The organism is Nocardioides baekrokdamisoli, assembly GCF_003945325.1.
Taxonomy (GTDB): domain Bacteria; phylum Actinomycetota; class Actinomycetes; order Propionibacteriales; family Nocardioidaceae; genus Nocardioides; species Nocardioides baekrokdamisoli.
Genome location: NZ_AP019307.1, coordinates 949,485 through 966,552 on the forward strand (window position 1 = coordinate 949,485; position 17,068 = coordinate 966,552).

Sequence of the window (17,068 nt, forward strand, 5' to 3'; positions counted from 1 at the left end):
TCAGGCCTGGTCAGGGCCTGGCCCTTCAACGTTCGTGCAGTGACCCTTCAACGGTGAAATAGCGACCCCTCAACCTTCCTCGGGGACGTACGCCCATGCCGCGGCGTACAGGGTCACGCGCGAGAAATAGTTGATCCAGACCAGCAGGATCAACGAGATCCCGAAGACCTGGAACGCCGGCTGTCCCTTGGCGACTCCCAACAGGAAGACGCTGAGGTTCTTGAGCGCCTCGAAGCCGATCGCCCCGAGCAGAGCGCCCTGCCACAGATACCGATGACTCGTACGCGGTCGCGCCAGCAGCCGGAACATGGCGAAGAACAAGACCATGTTGGCTGCGACGCCGAGGACGAGGGCCAGCAGCCACAGGAGCCAGTCGGCCGCCGTCGTCAGGCCGACCCAGCCGAGAATGCGGCTGGAGAGGCCGCCCACTGCGCCGGTGACACCGACCGAGACGATCAGGACGATCCCGAGCACCCCCATCGTCACGAGGTCGATGAGCTTGCCGATGAGCAGATTCGGCATCTGCCCCCGCGGGATCTCGAACACCGCCTCGAGCGCGCTGCGCAGCGAAGAGATCCAGCCCAGGCCGGCGTACAGCACGCCGAGGAGGCCGAGGACCCCCACGGTTCCGGCCGAGTGCTGGAAGGTCGAGAGCTGGATCTGTCCCGGACCATTGCCGACCAGACCCGGCAGCACGCTGTCGAGAGCGCTCGTCAGGTCCCCCTGCGCACCGGGGTAGACCTTGGACACCCAGCCGACGACGAAGAACGCCAACGCAAGGATCGGGAACACCGACAGGAACCCGAAGTACGTCACCGCGCCCGCGAGCTGGGATCCATTCGTACCGGAGTACTGCTCCTGCGTACGGACTATCCGGTCCACCGACGGATGGCGTGCACGGACGCTTGCGAACCATGCCTTCGCCCGATCAACGGCCTTCACGCGTCAAGAGTCTGCCGCATCGGTCGAGCTCAGCCTGCGAGGCCGAACGCGTCCGTCGGTGCCCAGCCGTCGGCCGACAGAACCGAGAGTCGGATCTCGGCCACGGTGAACACGGCATCGAAGTCGCCCAACTGTGCGACCGCCTCGTCCAGAGTCTCCTCCGGCACATCGTGCGCCACGGTGACGTGTGGGTGGTAGGGATAGTTCAGGTCGAGTCCGAGCGGCCCGCGTACGACCTGCCCGGCGAGCGCCTCAAGTGCGTCCACTCCTCCGGCGACTGCCACGAAGACGACGGGCGAGACCGGCCGGAAGGTCTCCGTCCCGGCGAGGTGCACCTCGAATGGTGCCGTCGTCGAGGCAATGGCGCCGAGATGGCGTACGACCTCAGGGAGGTAGGACTCCTCGATGTCGGTCGGCGGCAACAACGTGATGTGCGCCGGAATGCTGGCGCCCTCGGGGTCCCAGGCGCTCCGGTAGTCGTGCAGCTGCGTGCGCCACGGCTCCGGAACGGCGATGGTGACCCCGATCGTCGGCATCAGCGGACCTGCTGTCCTGTCGGCCGCACCAGTCCGAGGCGTTCGTACGCGTCGGCCAACGTCGCCGATGCGACCGTACGCGCCGTGGCAGCTCCCTCGGCCAGGATCCGATCGAGCTCGGCCTTGTCGTCCAGCAGCGCCAGCGTCTTCTCCCGGAACGGGGTCACGAAGTCCACGACGACGTCGGCCAGCTCGCCCTTGAAGTCGCCGTACCCACGGCCCACGTACTTGGCGACGATGTCGTCGATGGAGGTGCCGGTGAGCGCCGAGTAGATGCCGAGCAGATTCGAGATGCCCGGCTTGTGCTCGACGTCGAACCGGACATCGGTCTCGGAGTCGGTGACGGCCGAGCGGATCTTCTTCGCCGTCACCTTCGGGTCGTCGAGCAGGTTGATGATGCCGTTCGGCGAGGACGCCGACTTCGACATCTTGACGGTCGGTTCCTGGAGGTCGTAGATCTTGGCCGTCTCCTTGAGGATGTACGGCTCCGGCACCCGGAACGTCTTCTTGAAGCGATGGTTGAACCGCTGGGCCAGGTCGCGGGACAACTCGAGGTGCTGACGCTGGTCCTCACCCACCGGCACGTACGCCGGGCGGTACAGCAGGATGTCGGCGGCCATCAGCATCGGGTACGCGAACAGACCGACCGACGAGGCACCCTCACCGCCCTTGGCCGATTTGTCCTTGAACTGGGTCATCCGACGGGCCTCACCGAACCCCGTGATGCACTGCATGACCCAGCCGAGCTCAGCGTGCTCGGGCAGATGGGACTGGACGAAGATCGCCGAACGCGCTGGGTCGACTCCAGCAGCGAGCAACTGCGCAGCTGCAACATAGGTGCGCTCGCGCAGCAGTTTCGGGTCGTGCTCGACCGTCAGGGAATGCAGGTCCGCGATGAAATAGAACGACTCGTGCTCGTCCTGCAGCGCCACCCACTGCTTCACCGCGCCGAGGAAGTTGCCGAGGTGGTACGAGTCCGCGGTCGGCTGGATGCCGGACAGGACCCGGGGACGTGCGGTCGGCGCGGTCATGCGGCCGATTGTTTCAGACCCGCGTCCGGCGGCGCGAACCCGTTACGGCTGGCGGTCACCCAGCCAGATGTGACCAGGAGGCTCCCGGTCCGGCTCATGCTCAGGCGGAGGCCTCAGCCCAGGCGTTTGAGCGCCTCGCGACGACTCAGCGGACTCATCTCGGTGGCGTCGACGTACGCCCGCACCCAGTCGGGATCCGTCTTGGCGTACTCGCGCAACGCCCAGCCGATCGCCTTCCTCAGGAAGAACTCGCGGCTGCCGAGATGCGGCCCGATCACATCCGTGAGCAGGTGGACATCGGTGCGCTCGCGGCGACCGAGTTGCGACAGGATCGCCAGCCGGTTGATCCAGAACGACTCATCGGACGCCCAGCGTCTGACCAACGCCGCCGTCTCGACCGGATGCGCGTCGTGGAGGTCAGCGATTCGCCGCGCGGTCTCATCGACGTGGTCCCACCACGCGCCCGTACGCGCGATGTGCTCGTGCAACGGTGCCAGCGACCAGTCCCCAGCCAGTACAGGGCGGCCGAGGATCTCGGTGGCGGCATACCGCTCCTCGCGGAATTCGGCGCCGTCCCACAGTGCGCGGGCCGTGGCGACCAGCGCCTCCGCCGACGCTCCGCGTACGACTGCACGGGTCAGTCGACGCACCTCCGGGTTGCGCACCCCGAGGAACGGCATCGCCGACTTCATGTACGCCTGCTGCCCAGGAGCCAGAGACGGATCAGCCGCCGCCCGGAGCGAACTCCGGACGGCGGCTGTGAGCGCTTGGGATGGCGCCGTGTTCACTGGCTCAGAACGAGTCGATCGCGTTGTTGAGGGTGGCGCTCGGGCGCATCACCTCAGCGGTCTTGACCGGGTCGGGAAGGTAGTACCCACCGATGTCGGCCGGCTTGCCCTGCACCGCGTTGAGCTCGCTCACAATCGTGGCCTCATCGGCCGTCAGCGCGTCGGCCAGCGGCTTGAACGCGGCCGCCAGAGCGGCGTCACCGGTCTGCTTCGCCAACTCTTGGGCCCAGTAGAGCGCCAGGTAGAAGTGCGATCCACGGTTGTCGATGGTGCCCAGGGCACGGCCCGGGGAGCGGTCCTGCTCGAGGAACGTGCCCGTGGCGGTGTCGAGCGTGTCGGCGAGGATCTTCGCCGCCGGGTCGCCCGCCTGGTCGGCGTACAACTCGAACGACGGTGCCAGCGCGAAGAACTCACCCAGGCTGTCCCAGCGCAGGTAGTTCTCCTGGACGAGTTGCTCGACGTGCTTCGGGGCCGAACCACCGGCGCCGGTCTCGAACAGGCCACCACCGGCGATCAGCGGGACGATCGACAGCATCTTCGCCGACGTGCCGACCTCGAGGATCGGGAACAGGTCGGTGTTGTAGTCGCGCAGCACGTTGCCGGTGACCGAGATGGTGTCCTCGCCCTTGCGGATGCGCTCCAGTGAGTACGCGGTGGCCAACTCCGGCGACAGGATCTCGATCGTCAGACCGGTGGTGTCGTGCTGCGGCAGGTACGCGCGGACCTTCTTGATGATCTCCGCGTCGTGCCCGCGCGACTCGTCGAGCCAGAAGATCGCCGGGGTCTGGGACGCACGGGCCCGGTTGACCGCAAGCTTGACCCAGTCCTGGACCGGGATGTCCTTCGTCTGGCAGGCACGCCAGATGTCGCCGGCCTCGACGTCGTGCTCGATCAGCACATCGCCGTTGGAGGCGAGGACGCGTACGGTGCCGGCGGTGTCGATCTGGAAGGTCTTGTCGTGTGAGCCGTACTCCTCGGCGGCCTGCGCCATCAGACCGACGTTCGGGACCGAGCCGATGGTGGCCGGGTTGAGCGGGCCGTTCTTCTTCACATCCTCGATCACGGTCTGGTAGACCCCGGCGTACGAGCTGTCCGGGATGACCGCGAGGGTGTCGTCCTCGCCGCCGTCGACACCCCAGAGCTTGCCGCCGTTGCGGACCAGCGCCGGCATCGAGGCATCGACGATGACGTCCGAGGGCACGTGCAGGTTGGTGATGCCCTTGTCGCTGTTGACGTAGGACAGGCGGGGGCCGTTCGCCAGGCCGGCCTCGAAGGCGGCCTTGATCTCGGCGCCGTTCGGGAGCGCATCAAGACCGGCGAGGATCGAGCCCAGACCGTCGTTGGCCGAGAGACCCGCGGCCGCGAGGTCGGCACCATACTGAGCAAAGACGTCCTTGAAGTACGCACGCACGACGTGCCCGAAGATGATCGGGTCGGAGACCTTCATCATCGTGGCCTTGAGGTGCACCGAGTAGAGGACGTCCTCCGCCTTGGCCTTCGCCAGAGTGTTGGTCAGGAACGCATCGAGCGCGGCAGAGTCGAGGCGGGTGGCGTCGATGATCTCGCCGGCGAGGACCGGAAGGGCCTCCTTGAGGACCAAGGTCGCGCCCGAGGCCGTCTCGAGGACGATCTTCAGGGTGTCTGCCGCAGCGACGGTGACCGACTTCTCGTTCGACTTGAAGTCGTGCTCACCCATGGTCGCGACGTTGGTCTTCGATCCCTCGCCGAACGCCTTGTTGCGGTGCGGGTGAGCTTTCGCGTACGCCTTCACCGAACCCGGCGCGCGGCGGTCGGAGTTGCCCTCGCGGAGCACGGGGTTCACCGCGGAGCCCTTGACCTTGTCGAACTTGGCGCGGGCCGCCTTGTCCTCGTCCGTGGTCGGGTTCTCCGGGTAGTCGGGGATCGCGTAGCCCTTGTCCTGCAGCTCCTTGATCGCGGCCTTGAGCTGCGGGATGGAGGCAGAGATGTTGGGAAGCTTGATGATGTTGGCCTCGGAGGTCTTGGCCAGATCACCGAGCTCGGAGAGAGCGTCGTCAGCCAGCCCGAACTGCGCGAGGATGCGTGAGGCGACCGAGATGTCGCGGGTCTCCACCGTGACACCGGCCTTCGCCGCGTACGCCTGCACGATCGGCAGGAACGAATACGTCGCCAGCAGCGGGGCTTCGTCGGTGTAGGTGTAGATGATCCGGCTGTTGGCCATGACATTTCCTTCGCATCGTTCGTCGGTAGACGGGTCGAAGTTACCGGATGTACGCCATCTTGTGGCCGGCGGATCCGGCTGATGGCCTTGCTCAGTGGGTAGGGTCGGAATATGAGCGACGTCATCTCGGACCAGCCCACTCTCAAGCACAAGTTGATCGCCGAAGCCGCGGGCACCGGGTTGCTCGTCCTCGGAGGCTGCGCATCAGTCGTCTTCCCACGGGCTGAGGGGCACAACCCCGAGATGGTGGTGATCGCGTTCGCGTTCGGGCTCTCGCTCCTGATGGCCATCGTGACCTTCGGCCGGATCTCCGGAGGCCACTTCAATCCGGCCGTGTCCAGCGCCCTCGCGGCGGCTGGGCGGATGTCGTGGCGCGAGGCCGGCTCGTACTCTCTGGCGCAGGTCGGCGGCGCGATCGTCGGTGCCCTGACTCTCTGGATCACCGCACAGGGCTTCCCCGATTACACCCACTCCCTCGGACTCGGGCAGAACGCGTTCGGCAGCGGCGGCGTGCACTGGTGGTCGGCCTTCATCATCGAGTACGTCTTCACCGCCGTCTTCGTGGTCGTGATTCTCTCGGTGACCGACCGCAGGTACGCCCTCGACTTCGCTCCGAAGGCGATTGCGATCGCGTTCGCCCTCGTCGCCATCCATCTCGCCACCGTCGCCACGACCGGCACCTCGGTGAACCCGGCTCGCTCGATCGGCCCGGCACTCTTCTCCGGTGGTCACGCGATCGGTCAACTGTGGCTCTTCATCCTCGCCCCGCTGGGCGGCGCCATCGCCGGTGCCGGAGCGTACGTCGCGCTCTTCGGCCGCGACACCGACCCGGTCGAGGGCTCGGGCATCCCGACCCTCGACGAGTTGCGCGCACTGCGTCCGACGCCATCCAAGGACGCACCGGCCTGGCAGACGCCGAAGGAGCCGGCGAGCGACGGCGAGCCCCCGGTGTACGAGCAGGACGGCTGGCGTTGGGACTACGCGGCTCAGCAGTGGGTCCCGGCTGGCGACGGTGCCGAGGCGAACCCGACCGAGCCGACGTCGGAGATTCCGCGCGAGTCCTGACGGCGAAGTCGACGTCAGCCAGCGCCGCGATCGAGTGATCAGAACCTCAGCCTCGTCATTCCGATGCGAGCACCGACCGGTTACCGCTTTCGTTTGACGTGCCCAGCGCGTATTCCGACAGCACCAGGGCATCGCAAGCGCCCGGCCGGCGAGTCGGGAACGTGGCTTCTCAGCCGGCGTTGGGCACAGTGGACGCCAACCAGATCAGTACGCCGCCAACACCGATCAGCAGGCTCACGTCCAGGAACTTCGACCTGACCTGCAACATTCCGGCCTCGTCCTCCGGTAGCACGCCGCGCGCGAGTGCCGATCCGAGGAGGCTGGCGGCGAGCAGGTCGACGCCTGCTCTCCAATGGCCGGTCGCCACCACGATCAGACCTGCTGCCGCGACGGCCAGAACCGTCAGGTAACAGGCCCCACCGATCGTGGACGGGCGACGAAGGGCCACGTCTCAGTACGCCTGTTCGGCCGCGAGGACGACGTTCGAGATGAGCATCGCGCGCGTCATCGGGCCAACGCCACCGGGGTTCGGCGAGACCCAACCGGCGACCTCCCAGACATCGTCGGCGAGGTCGCCGGCCACCTTGCCGTCGACGCGGCTGACACCGACGTCGAGCAGCGCAGCACCGGGCTTGACCATGTCCGCCGTGATGATCCCGGGGACGCCGGCGGCCGCGACGATGATGTCCGCCAGGCGGGTGTGCGCAGCAAGGTCCCGCGTACCGGTGTGACACAGCGTGACGGTGGCGTTCTCCGACCGACGGGTCAGCAGCAGGCCCAGGGGGCGACCGACGGTGACGCCGCGGCCTACGACCACGACCTCCTTGCCCGCGATCTCGACACCGTGGCGCCGCAGCAGTTCGACGATGCCGAACGGCGTACACGGAAGCGGAGCCTCCTTGCCCAGGACGAGCCAGCCGAGGTTGGTCGGGTGAAGACCGTCCGCGTCCTTGGCCGGGTCGATCAGACCGAGCACCATGTTCTCGTCCAAGCCCTTGGGCAGCGGCAACTGCACGATGTAGCCGGTGCACGCCGGGTCCTCATTGAGCTGGCGTACGGCCGACTCGACGTCCTCCTGGGAAGCCGTGTCAGGCAGGTCGATCCGGATCGACTCGATGCCGACCTCGGCGCAGTCCTTGTGCTTGCCGGCCACGTACCACTTCGAACCGGGGTCCTCGCCGACCAGGATCGTGCCGAGGCCCGGCGTGATGCCCTTCGCCTTGAGCGCAGCGACCCGCTCGCGCAGTTCGCCCTTGATCGCGGCCGCGGTGGCGGTGCCGTCCAACTTCTGTGCAGTCACGTTCGAATCCTAGAGAGTTGTCGGGGTCGTCGAGCCAGGCAGCACTCAGTGGAAGAAGTGCCTCGTGCCAGTGAAATACATCGTCACGCCGGCAGCCTTGCAGGCCTCGATCGTGAGCTCGTCACGTACGGAGCCACCCGGCTGCACGATCGCCTTCACCTTGGCGTCGATGAGGATCTGCGGCCCGTCCTCGAACGGGAAGAACGCGTCCGAGGCGGCGACGGATCCGGCGGCACGCTCATCGCCCTCAGCCAGCGAGTTGGCTCGCTCGACGGCGAGCTTGCAGGAGTCGACGCGGTTGACCTGGCCCATGCCGATGCCGACCGAACCGCCGTCCTTGGCGAGCAGGATCGCGTTCGACTTCGCCGCGCGGCAGGCCTTCCAGGCGAACGCAAGGTCCGCGAGAGTTGCAGCGTCGGCAGCCTCGCCGGTCGCCAGCGTCCAGCTCGCGGGGTCGTCACCCTCGGCGTCCACGTGGTCAACGGTCTGCATCAGCAGACCGCCGCTGATCGGCCGGGTCTCGACCGGCGAGCCACCGTCGACGTTCGCGATCAGGATCCGGATGTTCTTCTTCTGAGACAGGATCTCGACCGCGCCGTCTTCGTAGGCCGGGGCAACGATGACCTCGGTGAAGACGTCGGCGACCTGCTTGGCCATCTCGACACTCACCGGACGGTTCGAGGCGATGACGCCACCGAAGGCGCTGACCGGGTCGCAGGCGTGCGCCTTGCGGTGCGCCTCCGCGATGTCAGCGCCGACGGCCAGACCACACGGGTTGGCGTGCTTGATGATCGCGACAGCCGGCTCGGCGAAGTCGTTCACGGCCCGGCGGGCGGCGTCGGTGTCGACGTAGTTGTTGTACGACATCTCCTTGCCGTGCAACTGCTCGGCCTGCGCCAGCCCGGCCGGACCGAAACCGTTGAGGTAGAGCGCCGCCTTCTGGTGCGGGTTCTCGCCGTACCGCAGGACGGCCGCCTTGTCGTACGTGCCGCCGATCCAGGCCGGGAAGCCGGTCCCGTCCGAGGAATCGATCAGGACCGAACCCATCCAGGAAGCGACGGCCACGTCGTAGGTCGCGGTGTGGACGAACGCCTTGGCGGCCAGCGCCTTGCGCTCCTCGTAGCTGAAGCCACCGGCCTTGGCGGCCTCGAGCGTACGGGCGTAGTCGGCGCCATCGGTGACGATGGCGACGCTGGGGTGGTTCTTCGCCGCGGCGCGGACCATCGACGGACCGCCGATGTCGATCTTCTCGATGCAGTCGTCGACGCTCGCGCCGGAAGCGACGGTGGCAGCGAACGGGTAGAGGTTGACCACGACGAGGTCAAACGGCTCGACACCGAGTTCCTCGATCTGCGCGACGTGCTCGGGCAGGCGGCGGTCAGCCAGGATCCCGGCGTGTACGCGGGGATGCAGGGTCTTCACGCGCCCGTCGAGGCACTCGGGGAAGCCGGTCAGGTCCTCGACCTTCGTGACCGGCAGACCGAGCTGGTCGATGAGGGCGGCCGAACCGCCGGTCGAGACGAGCTCGACGCCTGCGTCGTGCAGACCGCGTACGAGGTCCTCGAGACCGGTCTTGTCGAAAACGGAGATCAGCGCGCGGCGGATCTGGATCTGGTCAGCGTTCATGATCGGAACTCCTCATACGTGATGAATCAACGTTGAGTGCACCCAGGCGGACGATGCCAACTCAGACTCCCCGGTGGTCGCCCACCCGCGCCAGTCGTATGGCGCAGATCCTATCGGACGAAGCGAACCCGTCGACCGTCGACCTGGAAGCCGTCACGAGCCATCCGGCCGACGCTGTCGACCAGCATCTGTCGCTCCCCGACCTTGATCCGCTCGTGCAGGGTCTCGACGGTGTCATCGTCCTCCACGGCCACTGCGGTCTGGGCCACGATCACCCCGGTGTCCACACCCGCATCGACCACGAAGAGCGTGCACCCGGTGATCTTGACGCCGTACGCAAGCGCGTCGGCCGGCCCGGTCATCCCGGGGAAGCTCGGCGACAGTGCCGGATGGGTGTTGACCGTACGTCCGCCGAACGCTGCCAGGAACGATTCCCCGACCAGCTTCATGAAGCCGGCGAGGACGACCAGGTCCGGTTCGTACGCGCTGACGGCGGCGGTCAGCGCCTCGTCCCACTCCTCGCGGGACTCGAAGCCGTTGAGCGGCACCACGAACGTCGGGATCTGTTCACGGGTTGCGCGGTCGAGCCCGAGAATGTGATCCCGGTCGGCTCCCACGGCGACGATCTCGGCACCGTACGCAGCGTCGCGCGACGCATCGATGAGGGCCTGCAGATTGGTTCCGCTGCCGGAGACGAGGACGACGAGGCGAGCGGTCACGGAGCGCAGTCTAGTGACCGCCGGGTCTGGAGCCGGTCACGAGGACCGGCGGCCTTCCCACCAGGAGGCTGCTGCAGCCGCGACGATCGAGGGCAGCACGATCCAGTAGAGGGCATGGACGAACATCGCGCCGACCGAGGTGCCGAAGCGGACCATCAGGCCCGAGCCGACGGCGCCGCCAGCCCACCATCCCAGGACTCCGACGGCGATCGCTGCGAGCAGGGAGTACGCCGATGCCCGAATCGCGGCGGCCACGACCGAAGGGGCCGGAGTCCGACGTTCCAGTCGGACAGCCACGACGACCGCGACTGCGACCGGCAGCGCGAGGACCGCGTACATCCAACTGCTGTTGGTCGTGGGTGTGGCGGCCAGCCACGGGATCCAGGGCCACGCCCCGGGACCGCCGTGCAGCGCGTGCGGAGCCACGGTGCTGCCGGCTCCCAGGCTGAACGGCGCACCGAGCAGATAACTGCCGGCGAACACGACCGCGTTGGGGAGAACGAGCAGCATGCTGCCGATGTAGCTGACCGCGGACCCGCCGTGGAGGTGCGTTTCGGAGACCATGTTGACGGCCTTGGTGCCATGGACCAGCAGCGCCACGAGGAAGGCCGCCGCAGAGACGATGAACCACCCGATCAGCAGCCCGCGTACGCCGGCCAGGAGACCGCGCAGATCCTCGGGGACGTCGGCGACCCAGACCTGCAAGCGGCCCGAGTCCACGGCGATGGCCGGCAGCCCGACCAGCAGCGCCAGCGGGAAGGTTGCACTCAGCGTTGCGGACGCGGTCACTGATCCGTTGCGGCTCGCCAGGGCGTCGACGACGAGTGCGACGACGACATAGCCCAGCACGAACAACAGCCCGGCTGTCGGCACGACGAGGTCCCGGGAGCCATCGGCGATGCCGTCCGCATCGGGGCCGTGGTCGGCGACCATTCCACCCACGCGCAGGCCCACCTGCCACGTGACCCACAGGATGAGCGCCGTGATCGCCAACGGCATCGGCTGCAGGTCGTACCCGGGAAGCGTGAGACCGGTCCCCTGTCCGACCAGCCAGCCGACGGCACCCACGCGCAGGCCGCTCGTCGCCGAACCGTGCGACCCGGCATCGGTGAGGTACCACCCGATCACACCGACGACCATGCAGACACCGAGTGACATCAGGGCAGCGACAGCACCACCGAGGGTCGCCACGAGGGCCAACGGGCGCTGCGGGGCAGTCACCGCCGAGCGAGATGGACCAGCGACGAAGAACGACATCGCCGTCCATCCTCGCGCCCGACACGGAGTCAGGGTCGATGCCACGCCGTCAGAGGTTGTCACCGGTCAGCCTCTACAGTTGGAGCGCCCATGACTGCCACACCCACAGCGCCTCACGCCGCCGCCAACGACGGCTTCGACGCCTTCTACCGCCGCACGCGTACGCGCCTCTTGGTGCAGACGTGGGCACTCACCGGCGACCGGCCGGCGGCGGTGAAGGCCGTACGCGACGCGTACGTCGCCTGCGCTCATCACTGGCCCAAGGTGTCCCTGCTGGACGACGCCCATGCCGACACCGGCGGCAGCGAACGCGAGGACTGGCTGCGCCCCATCGCGTGGGGACGAGCGCAGAGCCGACACACCGTGCCGCACTTCCATCGCGCCGCGCAGATCAACGAGGAGGCAGCCGCGACGCTCGCAGCGGTCGCCTCCCTGTCCAGCCTCCACCGGCGCGTACTCCTGCTCTCGCACCTGTCGACCGCGAACCTCACGCAACTGGCCCGCGAAGTCGGTCTCTCGACCCGTCGGGCCGAGCGTGAGCTCCACGAGGCCATCGCACGGTTCGCGACGCACCGCGGGGTGGCCCCCAGCGAGGTCCAGGCTGCTTTCGAGCCCTTGTTCGCCGACGCGGTCAGGCAGCCGTGGCCGGATTCCAATTCGCTGCTGCGCATCGGCGCCTCCCGCCGCATCGTGCATCTCTCGGTCGGCGCAGCGGCGATCGTCGCGCTCTGTGTGGGAGTCGGCGTCGGGGTCTCGTGGGACGGACGTACGACGGCAGCTCTCGGCCAGAAGCACTGGAACAGTGTGAATCCCCAGTCCACCATCCAGGTGAGCTCGAGTTCGCTGCTTCCGATCACCGACCTCGCCAGGCTCGGCGACGTGACCGGCGCCGTCGGCGACGGCGACCAGCCCAAACTGCCGCCGGCAGCCGCGAAGTCCACGGCCGCCCACGTCCTGGCGTGCCTGGGGGGCGCCGGTTCGACCTCGGACACCCATGTGGCCGCATGGCGTACGGTCGGCACCTCCGCTGCGAGCGGCTGGGTCACCGAGGCGGTCCGATCCAGCAGCGACCCCGGCCAGGCGAGCGCGGACTACAAGGCGCTGCTGACGTGGTACGACGGCTGTCCCAGCGTGCGGCTCCAGTTGCAGAAGACGTACGTCGTCAAGGGTGTGGGCGACCAGGCATCGATCGCCCAACTCCGTAACTTCGACGGCTCCGGGCGAACGGTCCTGGTGGGCGTCGCGCAGACCGGCTCGCTGACCGCGATCGTCGGCACCTCGCAACATGCCTCGGCGACTCCCGCGGCCGTCGCCGCCGGCCTGGCAACCCTCACCGAGCGGCTCTGCCACGCGCCCGGGGCCGGCGTGAAGAACTGCGTCGCGAATCCGGTGGTCACACCTGGCCCGCTGCCGAAATTGTCGAATCACCCGGGGCTGCTCGGCACCGTCGACCTGCCCGCGATCGCCGGGATCAACCAGCCGTGGGAATCAACGCCCATCACCGTGGCCACGCGGAACCTCGCTGCAACACCATGCGACCGCACCAGCTTCGGCGCCGTCCACGGCAGCGTGAGCCGGGTCTTCCTGCTCCCGGGGGCGAAGCAACTGGCAGCAAACTTCGGACTCTCCGAGACGGTTGGTCGGTTCCCGTCGGCTGGTGCCGCGTCGGCGTTCCAGGACGCGATCAAGGCGAAGATGGATTCCTGCCAGAAGAACGATCTCGGCAGCCACGTCGCTCTCATCCCGATCCCGGGGCTACCCGCCGGCGCCGCCGCCTTCGCCTGGCAGGTCCAGATCCAGACCAGCGCAAACAATTCGGTGACGTACGACATGGCGGCAATCTCCGCCGGCCGATCGGTGGCTCAGTTGAGTTTCGTGCCCGACGGGTCGTACACGATCAGCGACCAGGACTTCGCCGCGCTGGTCGTACGCGCCGCCGCGCGACTCGCCTTCAACTGACGTCGAAGGGTCGCTCTTTCACACTCGAAGGGCCACAGATGACTCGAAGGGCCACCTCCCCTTGGCGGGGAGATGGCCCTTCGAGTGTGAAAAAGCAACCCTTCGACGAATGTCAGAGGGACTTCATGATCTCCCGCATGAGCTCGGCGGCCTCGGACGGCGTCTTGCCGACCTTGACGCCGACGGCCTCGAGGGCCTCCTTCTTCGCGGCAGCCGTGCCGGCCGAGCCGGACACGATGGCGCCGGCGTGGCCCATGGTCTTGCCCTCCGGAGCGGTGAAGCCAGCCACGTAGCCGACGACCGGCTTCGTGATGTGAGCCTTGATGTAGTCAGCGGCGCGCTCCTCAGCGTCACCACCGATCTCACCGATCATGATGATGGCCGTGGTCTCCGGGTCATCCTCGAACGCCTGCAGCGCATCGATGTGGGTGGTGCCCACGATCGGGTCGCCGCCGATACCGATGGCGGTCGAGATGCCGAAGTCCCGCAGCTCGAACATCATCTGGTAGGTCAAGGTGCCCGACTTCGACACGAGGCCGATCGGGCCCTTGCCCGCAATGGTGTGCGGCGTGATGCCGGCCAGCGACTCACCCGGCGTGATGATGCCGGGGCAGTTCGGACCGATCATGCGGGTCTTCTTGCCCTGGAGGTACGACCACACCTCGGCCGAGTCCTGGACCGGAACGCCCTCGGTGATGACCACGATCAGCGGCATCTCGGCGTCAATCGCCTCGATCGCAGCGTCCTTGGTGAACGCCGGCGGCACGAAGAGCACCGACACGTTGGCGCCGGTCTTCTCCATGGCCTCGGCCACGTTGCCGAAGACCGGCAACTCGACGTCGGCGCCGTTGGCGTCCTTGTGGGTGACCGTGGTGCCGGCCTTGCGGGCGTTGACACCACCGACGATCGTCGCGCCCGAGTCGAGCATGAGAGCGGTGTGCTTGGCACCCATGCCGCCCGTGATGCCCTGGACGATGATCTTGGAATCAGAGTTCAGATAAATCGACATTGAACAGTGCCCTTCTCAGACGTTCGCCAGCTCGGCGGCCTTGTCGGCAGCACCATCCATGGTGCCGACGAGCGTGACCAGCGGGTGGTTGAAGGCGTTGAGGATCTCGCGGCCCTTGTCGACGTTGTTGCCGTCGAGACGGACGACGATCGGCTTGGTCGCCTTGTCGCCCAGGAGCTCGAGAGCACCCTTGATGCCGTTCGCGACCTCGTCACAGGCGGTGATGCCACCGAAGACGTTCACGAACACGGACTTGACCTGCTCGTCGTTGAGGATGACGTCCAGACCGTTCGCCATGACGGTGGCGTTCGCGCCGCCGCCGATGTCGAGGAAGTTGGCCGGCTTCACGCCGCCGTGGTTCTCCCCGGCGTACGCGACGACGTCGAGCGTCGACATGACCAGACCTGCGCCATTGCCGATGATGCCGACCTGGCCGTCGAGCTTGACGTAGTTCAGGCCGTAGTCCTTGGCCTTCGCCTCGAGGGGGTCCTCCTCCTCACGGATGACGAACTCCTCGTGGTCCGGGTGACGGACCTCGGAGGCGTTGTCGTCGAGGGACACCTTGCCGTCGAGCGCCTCCAGCTTGTCGCCCTCGAGGCGCGCCAGCGGGTTGACCTCGACCAGGGTGGCGTCCTCCTCGACGAAGACCTTGTACAGGTTCTCGATCATGGTGACGGCCTGCTCGAAGACGGCCTCCGGGAAGCCGGCCTCCGTGGCGATCTCGCGAGCCTTGGCGGCGTCGACGCCCTTGCCCGGGTCGATCGCGATCTTCTTGACGGCGTCCGGGTTGGTCTTCGCGACCTCCTCGATCTCGACACCACCCTCGACCGACGCGATGCAGAGGTACTGACGGTTCGAGCGGTCCAGCAGGAACGAGAAGTAGTACTCCTCCTGCGGCGGCGTCGCCGGGGTCACCAGGACGCGGTTGACCGGCAGGTCCTTGATCGTCAGGTTGAGGATGTTGGTCGCGTGCTCGAACGCCTCGTCGGGGGTCTTGGCGAGCTTGACGCCGCCAGCCTTACCGCGGCCGCCGGCCTTGACCTGAGCCTTGATGACGGTCACTCCACCAATCGCCTCGGCGGCAGCCTTGGCTGCCTCCGCGGTCTCGACAACCGTGCCGAGGGTGGTCGTCACACCGTGCTTGGCGAAGAGTTCCTTCGCCTGGTACTCCATGAGATCCACTGATCCACCATGTTTCTGTGTACGTGGGACGCGCGCGCGTCATTGCGCATCACGTTTCCATCAGATGTCCGCCAAGCACCATAGACCCGATCGGGCATGACGACGACCACGGGTCTCCCCCGCTGGAACAAACCCGGGGAATTCGGCCCTCGCGGACGCTCAGAACCCGGTAACGTAACCCCTCGTTCACTTTGGACGCCGCTGACTACTCGGGTATCGTCATGGCTCGCCCTCTGAACCCGAGCGGAGGAACACCTTTGCCACAGCGGTCTCTTGACCTCCGTGCTGCGCGCCGCGCAGTTGATGTGGCGACCCCGGGTTCGGTTCCGTACCGCGGGAAACGTGTCGGCGACTACGCGCCCGAGGAGCTCCTGACGGAGTACATCGGCCGCCGTGTTGCTCGCCCCGCCCACCCCGAGAACCTCCACAGCGCCTCCACGCCGACGACCGGCGAGCTCGAGGCGCTGGTCAGTCTTCCGATGGAGGACACCGCCCCACGTCCGCGTGTCCCCGCTGACTTCGGCTGGACGCCGCAGATCGTCGCCCAGCCTCGTCCTGCCCGGGCCTTGTTCGTACCGACCGCGCGCGAGGGGATGTACGACAGCAGCGTCCACCTCCCAGCCGTGACCCTGGCTGCCGCGTACGCCGCCGACCTGTCGAGCGACACGACCACCACGCTTCAGGCCGTCGGTAGTTCGGGCCGTCGCCGTGCGGCGACTTCCAAGCGGCGCCACCGCGCCCGGTCGCTCCCGCTCGTCGCCGGCGTACTGACGATCGCCGGCGCCGGCATCGGCGCGTACGCGACCTCCGCGTACGATTCGCGTGTCCAGATCCAGGCCGAGATCCAGCAGCAGTGGCTCGCCACCGCGACCGACGCCAGCGATGTCGGCGCGGTCGGCGTGCGCACCATGCCCGTCAGCCGCGCCCTGAGCCGCAGCACCGCCGCCCTCAACAACGCCGCCGCAGCCCACGAGAGGGCCCTCGCCGAGACGAACCTGCAGGCGGCCGGCTGGGACAAGCAGCTCAGTTCCAACCTCTGGATCACCCCGATCACACCGGGTGGCTACACCCTGACCGGTCGTTTCGGTCAGTACAGCGGCCTCTGGTCGACGTTCCACACCGGCCTCGACTTCGCCTGCGCGAACGGCACCCCGATCCACGCGATCATGAACGGCACGATCACGTCCGTCGGCTGGGGCGGCGCGTACGGCAACCTCACCGAGGAGACGCTGGCGGACGGCACCGTCGTCTACTACGCCCACCAGAGCGCGTTCGGCGTCTCAATCGGGCAGAAGGTCACCCGTGACGAGGTCATCGGCTACGTCGGCGCGACCGGCAACGTCACCGGCCCGCACGTGCACCTGGAGATCCGCCCCGGCGGCGGGGATCCAGTCGACCCGGACGAGGCACTGCGTTTGCATGGTGTGAACCCGGACGCCTTGCAGTAATCGCCT

15 protein-coding genes and 1 riboswitch are annotated in these 17,068 nt (G+C 67.5%); of the genes, 3 read left to right on the forward strand and 12 right to left on the reverse strand.

The annotated features are described in order from the left end of the window. Window positions 1-69: 69 nt before the first annotated feature. The 5 genes from KCTC_RS04525 to KCTC_RS04545 form a co-directional block, all read right to left on the reverse strand. Entirely contained in the window at window positions 70-942 is an 873-nt protein-coding gene (locus KCTC_RS04525; protein WP_125567158.1) for a YihY/virulence factor BrkB family protein, read from the reverse strand. Between the two features lie 29 nt (window positions 943-971). Next, window positions 972-1,478 (reverse strand): 2'-5' RNA ligase family protein, encoded by a 507-nt coding sequence (locus KCTC_RS04530; protein ID WP_125567160.1) that lies wholly within the window; start codon window positions 1,476-1,478, stop codon window positions 972-974. Then, entirely contained in the window at window positions 1,478-2,509 is a 1,032-nt protein-coding gene (trpS, locus tag KCTC_RS04535; RefSeq protein WP_125567162.1) for a tryptophan--tRNA ligase, read from the reverse strand. The genes KCTC_RS04530 and trpS overlap by 1 nt, the downstream gene beginning before the upstream one ends. Before the next feature lie 113 nt (window positions 2,510-2,622). After that, on the reverse strand, window positions 2,623-3,297 hold the full coding sequence (locus KCTC_RS04540) for a DNA alkylation repair protein (RefSeq protein WP_125567164.1): 675 nt from the start codon (window positions 3,295-3,297) through the stop codon (window positions 2,623-2,625). 4 nt (window positions 3,298-3,301) lie between these two features. Next, the gene (locus KCTC_RS04545; protein WP_125567166.1) at window positions 3,302-5,497 is read right to left on the reverse strand and encodes an NADP-dependent isocitrate dehydrogenase; all 2,196 of its coding nucleotides are present in this window, start codon (window positions 5,495-5,497) and stop codon (window positions 3,302-3,304) included. Between the two features lie 111 nt (window positions 5,498-5,608). Between KCTC_RS04545 and KCTC_RS04550 the strand changes: the two genes are divergently transcribed. Then, window positions 5,609-6,562 (forward strand): MIP/aquaporin family protein, encoded by a 954-nt coding sequence (locus tag KCTC_RS04550; protein ID WP_125567168.1) that lies wholly within the window; start codon window positions 5,609-5,611, stop codon window positions 6,560-6,562. A 169-nt stretch (window positions 6,563-6,731) separates the two neighbouring features. On the opposite strand, the gene KCTC_RS04555 is transcribed toward KCTC_RS04550, so the two are convergent. The 5 genes from KCTC_RS04555 to KCTC_RS04575 all read right to left on the reverse strand — a co-directional run bounded on the left by KCTC_RS04555 (window position 6,732) and on the right by KCTC_RS04575 (window position 11,464). Next, window positions 6,732-7,010 carry a DUF3017 domain-containing protein gene (locus KCTC_RS04555; protein ID WP_125567170.1) on the reverse strand — a complete coding sequence of 93 codons (279 nt, stop codon included), beginning with the start codon at window positions 7,008-7,010 and terminating at the stop codon, window positions 6,732-6,734. Between the two features lie 3 nt (window positions 7,011-7,013). Further along, a complete protein-coding gene (locus tag KCTC_RS04560) occupies window positions 7,014-7,862 on the reverse strand; it encodes a bifunctional methylenetetrahydrofolate dehydrogenase/methenyltetrahydrofolate cyclohydrolase (protein WP_125567172.1) in 849 nt (282 codons plus the stop codon). Between the two features lie 45 nt (window positions 7,863-7,907). Beyond that, on the reverse strand, window positions 7,908-9,488 hold the full coding sequence (gene purH / locus KCTC_RS04565; RefSeq protein WP_125567174.1) for a bifunctional phosphoribosylaminoimidazolecarboxamide formyltransferase/IMP cyclohydrolase: 1,581 nt from the start codon (window positions 9,486-9,488) through the stop codon (window positions 7,908-7,910). A 33-nt stretch (window positions 9,489-9,521) separates the two neighbouring features. Then, a riboswitch (ZMP/ZTP riboswitch) is annotated at window positions 9,522-9,596 on the reverse strand. A gap of 2 nt (window positions 9,597-9,598) precedes the next feature. Further along, complete coding sequence (purN, locus tag KCTC_RS04570; protein ID WP_125567176.1) at window positions 9,599-10,207, reverse strand: phosphoribosylglycinamide formyltransferase; 609 nt, start codon at window positions 10,205-10,207, stop codon at window positions 9,599-9,601. A 36-nt stretch (window positions 10,208-10,243) separates the two neighbouring features. After that, window positions 10,244-11,464, reverse strand: a complete 1,221-nt coding sequence (locus tag KCTC_RS04575; protein ID WP_125567178.1) for a cell division protein PerM — start codon at window positions 11,462-11,464, stop codon at window positions 10,244-10,246. A gap of 90 nt (window positions 11,465-11,554) precedes the next feature. Here KCTC_RS04575 and KCTC_RS04580 point away from each other — a divergent pair, with 90 nt between their 5' ends. Further along, window positions 11,555-13,423 (forward strand): SigE family RNA polymerase sigma factor, encoded by a 1,869-nt coding sequence (locus tag KCTC_RS04580; protein ID WP_125567180.1) that lies wholly within the window; start codon window positions 11,555-11,557, stop codon window positions 13,421-13,423. 112 nt (window positions 13,424-13,535) lie between these two features. Here KCTC_RS04580 and sucD read toward each other — a convergent pair whose 3' ends face one another. Further along, window positions 13,536-14,432 carry a succinate--CoA ligase subunit alpha gene (gene sucD / locus KCTC_RS04585; protein ID WP_125567182.1) on the reverse strand — a complete coding sequence of 299 codons (897 nt, stop codon included), beginning with the start codon at window positions 14,430-14,432 and terminating at the stop codon, window positions 13,536-13,538. A gap of 15 nt (window positions 14,433-14,447) precedes the next feature. Further along, window positions 14,448-15,614 carry an ADP-forming succinate--CoA ligase subunit beta gene (sucC, locus tag KCTC_RS04590; protein ID WP_125567184.1) on the reverse strand — a complete coding sequence of 389 codons (1,167 nt, stop codon included), beginning with the start codon at window positions 15,612-15,614 and terminating at the stop codon, window positions 14,448-14,450. Between the two features lie 221 nt (window positions 15,615-15,835). Between sucC and KCTC_RS14880 the strand changes: the two genes are divergently transcribed. Then, on the forward strand, window positions 15,836-17,062 hold the full coding sequence (locus KCTC_RS14880) for a M23 family metallopeptidase (protein WP_197715247.1): 1,227 nt from the start codon (window positions 15,836-15,838) through the stop codon (window positions 17,060-17,062). Window positions 17,063-17,068 lie beyond the last annotated feature (6 nt).

What these genes read in the sequence shown, in the direction of transcription:
- KCTC_RS14880 (WP_197715247.1), top strand. Translation starts at nt 15,836, where the DNA reads ATGGCTCGCCCTCTGAACCCGAGCGGAGGAACACCTTTGCCACAGCGG.
- purH (WP_125567174.1), bottom strand. Translation starts at nt 9,488, where the DNA reads ATGAACGCTGACCAGATCCAGATCCGCCGCGCGCTGATCTCCGTTTTC.
- KCTC_RS04550 (WP_125567168.1), top strand. Translation starts at nt 5,609, where the DNA reads ATGAGCGACGTCATCTCGGACCAGCCCACTCTCAAGCACAAGTTGATC.
- trpS (WP_125567162.1), bottom strand. Translation starts at nt 2,509, where the DNA reads ATGACCGCGCCGACCGCACGTCCCCGGGTCCTGTCCGGCATCCAGCCG.
- KCTC_RS04575 (WP_125567178.1), bottom strand. Translation starts at nt 11,464, where the DNA reads ATGTCGTTCTTCGTCGCTGGTCCATCTCGCTCGGCGGTGACTGCCCCG.
- KCTC_RS04530 (WP_125567160.1), bottom strand. Translation starts at nt 1,478, where the DNA reads ATGCCGACGATCGGGGTCACCATCGCCGTTCCGGAGCCGTGGCGCACG.
- KCTC_RS04545 (WP_125567166.1), bottom strand. Translation starts at nt 5,497, where the DNA reads ATGGCCAACAGCCGGATCATCTACACCTACACCGACGAAGCCCCGCTG.
- KCTC_RS04580 (WP_125567180.1), top strand. Translation starts at nt 11,555, where the DNA reads ATGACTGCCACACCCACAGCGCCTCACGCCGCCGCCAACGACGGCTTC.
- sucD (WP_125567182.1), bottom strand. Translation starts at nt 14,432, where the DNA reads ATGTCGATTTATCTGAACTCTGATTCCAAGATCATCGTCCAGGGCATC.